Source organism: Nocardia farcinica, from assembly GCF_029867845.1.
Classification (GTDB): domain Bacteria; phylum Actinomycetota; class Actinomycetes; order Mycobacteriales; family Mycobacteriaceae; genus Nocardia; species Nocardia farcinica_A.
The window spans coordinates 1-3743 of sequence record NZ_JARWRU010001174.1; the positions used below are offsets into that span (position 1 = coordinate 1).

Below are 3743 nucleotides of genomic sequence, written 5' to 3' on the forward strand. Positions count from 1 at the left end.
GGGGGGGGGGGGGGGGGGGGGGGGGGGGGGGGGGGGGGCGGGGGCCGGGGGGGGCGCCCCCCCAGCTCGGGCCGTGCCCGCCACGGTCGCCGTGACCGGTGGTCAGGTCTCCGGCATCCCGGTCGAGGGCACCGTCGAATATCTCGGCATCCCCTTCGCCGCCGGTGGCGCCCGGTTCGCCCCGCCAGGTCCCGGCCCGTCCTGGCCCGGGGTCCGCTCCGCCGACCGCCACGGCCCAGCCTGCCCGCAGACCGCGTTCCTGCCCGTGGCGGCCCCGCCCGGCACCGAGGACTGCCTGAACATCGACGTCTACGTCCCGGCGCGACCCACCGGCGAACCGCTGCCGGTCATGGTCTTCTTCCACGGCGGCGGCTACACCACCGGCGCCAACAGCCACTACGCGCCGACGGCCATGGTCGCCCGCGGCGATGTGATCGTCGCCGTCCCCAATTACCGCCTCGGCCCGCTCGGCTTCCTCTCGCTGCCCGAGCTGGCCGCCGAGTCGGGAGGGGCCACCGGCACGACGGGCATCCAGGACCAGCAGGCGGCCCTGCGCTGGGTGCGCGACAATGCCACGGCCTTCGGCGGCGATCCCGACGATGTGACCATCTTCGGCGAGTCGGCGGGCGGCGGCAGCGTGTGCGCGCACCTGGGGGCGCCCGCCTCCGCCGGGCTGTTCCACAAGGCCGTCGTCCAGAGCGGCTCGTGTGTGCAGTCCCCGGTGGCCCCGCTGACTCGCGAGGAATCCTTCACCCGCTCGGCCCGCTTCGCCGAACGCGTGGGCTGCAGCGACCCCGCGACCAGGCTGGCCTGTCTGCGTGCCCTGCCCCTCACCGTGCTGCTCGACGGCGCCGAGGTGCCCGTCGAGGAGTCGGGCGCGCCGACCTGGCTGCCCGGCATCGACGGTGTCGTCCTGACCCGCCCGCTCGCCGACGCGCTGCGCGAGAGCGCCCGCCCGATCCCGATCATCGTCGGCAGCAATGGAAACGAGGGTGCGCAGATCGTCGCGGAAGCCGAGTTCGCGCGCGGCCGCATCCCCGACGCGGCGAGCGTCGACGGTTACGTCCGGCGCACCTTCGGCGGCGATGCAGACGCCGTGCTCGCGCACTATCCGATCGCGCGCTATCCCTCCCCGGCGGTCGCGCAGTCGGTGATCGTCACCGACGGCCTGTTCGCCTGTCCGGCGCTGGCCACCGGCCGCCTGGCCCGCGAGTCCGGGTACCCGCTGTGGCAGTACGAGTTCGATCAGGCGCCCTTCGGCGCGAACCCCGTGCTGCCCGGCGCCTTCCACGCCGCCGAACTGCTCTACCTGTTCAGCAGCGTTCTCGGCGTGCCGCTGCCGTGGACCGGCGACTCGGCCGTTTTCGCCGAGCGGATGCGGCGCTGGTGGACCGATTTCGCGCACACCGGCGACCCCAACGGCCACGGCTCGCCGCGGTGGCCCGCTTGGCCGCGGCGCGACGACCCGCGTGCCGACGGCCCCGTGCTGACCATGCGTGCCGAGGGCAGCGCGGTGAGCGACGACTTCGCGGCCAGGCACCACTGTTCGTTCTGGGACGAGCTGTCGCGCTGAGCGGCGCGGCTTCCTCCGGCTCACCCTGCGCGAGCCCGGCCGCGGCGAGGTGCTGGTGCGGATCGTGGCCTCGGGCATCTGCCACACGGACCTCACGGCCAAACGCAACTTCCCCACCGGGGTGCCGATCGTGCTCGGACACGAGGGCGCGGGCGTGGTCGAGCAGGTCGGGCCGGGCGTCGTGGGTTGTCGCCGTCGGTGATCACGTGCTCGCCACCTATGCCAGCTGCGGCGACTGCGCGCTGTGCCGGTCCGGCTCGCCCGGCTACTGCGAGCAGTGGGCGATCCTCAACGCGGGCCGGTTCGGCGATCAGTCGCCGCTGAGCCGGGCGGGTGCCCCGGTGGTCGGCGCGTTCTTCGGCCAGTCGAGCTTCGCCTCCCACATCGTCACCGGCGCGGCGAACGTGGTGGTCGTCGACCCCGGGATCGATCTGGCCATGACGGCGGCCTTCGGCTGCGGCGTGCAGACCGGCGCCGGAGCGGTGGCGAATGTGCTTCGATGCGAGGCGGATTCGGCATTGGCGGTCTTCGGTGTGGGCGGCGTTGGCATGTCGGCGCTCATGGCCGCGCGGGTGCTCGGCGTCGGCACGATCGTCGCGGTCGACCTGTCCGCCGACCGGCTCGCCGTGGCCGCCGACCTGGGCGCCCCCACGGTGATCGACGGGTCCGCCGCCGATGTGGCCGAGCAGGTCAGGGCCGCCACCGGTGGCGGCGCCACTCACGCCCTCGCCACCACCGGTCTGGCCGGGGTGCTGGCCACCGCCCTCGACGCACTCGCCCCGCGCGGGGTCCTCGCCCTCGTCGCACTCGGCGAACCCACCCTGCCCGTCGAGGTCGCCGAGCTCATCGGCCAGGGCAAGAGCCTGCGCGGTTGCATCGAAGGCGACGGCGACCCGCGCGAGTTCCTGCCCCGCCTGGCCGACTGGTATCGGCGCGGACTGCTTCCGATGGAGAAGATCGTCCGCACGTACCCGTTCGAGTCGATCGACGCCGCCGTCGCGGATGCGCAGGCGGGCACGGTCGTCAAACCCGTGCTCACCTTCGCCGAGCGCGGGTGAGCGTCGGTCGGCCGGAAGCTCGGCAGCAGCGGTGCCCGGTGCGTGTCGGTCCCGAGTCCGCCGCGGCGGTCGCCATGATCTCCACCCCGCGTGCGGCGCAGGTCAGGGCCGCCGCCGATCAGTAGTCGGATGCCGCCCCGGTCGGGGGTGGCGTGTGCGCGGCCCAGGCGTCGCGGACGATGGTCTCGATGTCCGAGCGGTGCGGCCACCAGCCGAGCTCGCGTCGCGCGGCCGACGGATCGCACACCAGCGTCCGCGGTTCGTCGGCCGGTGCACGATGCGCCACCGGCACCGGCCGCCCGGCGACCGCCTCGACGGCCGCCACGATCTCCGTGACACTGCGGCCGACGCCGCTGCCGATGTTGTAGGTGCGCACCCGGCCCGGCTCGGGCAGTCGCTCGACGGCGGCGACGAAGGCCTCGGCCGCGTCCGCCGGATGCAGGTAATCGCGTACGGCGCAACCGTCGCCGTTCACGGTCAGCACACCCTCGCCCGCCGCGGCGGCCACAGCGCGCGGCACCAGCCTGGTCGGGTCGGGATCGTCGCCGCCCGCCACGTTCAGCATGCGGAGCACGATCGCGCCGAGCGCACCGGTGCGGCACTGCGCCGCGACGGCCAGCTCGGCGGCGAACTTGCTCGCCGCATAGGGATGTGGCGGGGCGACCGGCAGGTCCTCGGTCATGGGCTGGGTGCCGGGACTGCCGTAGACCGATCCCGTCGAGGCGAACACCAGGCCCCGCACACCGGCCGCGCTCATGGCCTCGAGCAGGGTGAGCGTGCCGGTGGTGTTCACGGCGAAACAGCGCAGCGGGTCGAGGAACGACTCGCGCGCCCTGGCCAGCGCCGCCAGGTGACACACCGCATCGATACGCGGGGCGGCCTCGCTCGTGGCGCCGGTTCGGATCGTGCCGCCGTCGCCGTCGGCGCTGCCGGCCGTGTCGCTACCGACGGTCGCGCTGCCGGCCGTGTCGCAACCGACGGTCCCGCAGCCGTCCGGGTCGGCCCCCCCCCGCCCGTACCCGCCCCCCACAGCACCGACCACCCCCGAAACCGACCGCAACAACGCCACCACGATGCCCGGCCAGGGACCAGCGGGAGGCGCTGGTTTTGTC

General features: G+C 74.5%; 4 protein-coding genes. 3 read left to right on the forward strand and 1 reads right to left on the reverse strand.

The window, feature by feature from the left end; translation table 11 throughout:
- The 3 genes from QH283_RS26180 to QH283_RS26190 all read left to right on the forward strand — a co-directional run.
- Positions 1-1573, forward strand: a 1573-nt coding sequence (locus QH283_RS26180; protein WP_280505599.1) for a carboxylesterase/lipase family protein, incomplete at its 5' end; no start/stop codon positions are given.
- Positions 1574-1628: 55 nt separating this feature from the next.
- On the forward strand, positions 1629-1775 hold the full coding sequence (locus QH283_RS26185) for an alcohol dehydrogenase catalytic domain-containing protein (RefSeq protein WP_280505600.1): 147 nt from the start codon (positions 1629-1631) through the stop codon (positions 1773-1775).
- 4 nt (positions 1776-1779) lie between these two features.
- Positions 1780-2631: a zinc-binding dehydrogenase gene (locus tag QH283_RS26190; RefSeq protein ID WP_280505601.1), complete on the forward strand. Its 852-nt coding sequence runs from the start codon at positions 1780-1782 to the stop codon at positions 2629-2631.
- Positions 2632-2749: 118 nt separating this feature from the next.
- On the opposite strand, the gene QH283_RS26195 is transcribed toward QH283_RS26190, so the two are convergent.
- Positions 2750-3743: NAD-dependent epimerase/dehydratase family protein (locus tag QH283_RS26195; RefSeq protein WP_280505602.1), on the reverse strand; the 994-nt coding region annotated here is incomplete at its 5' end.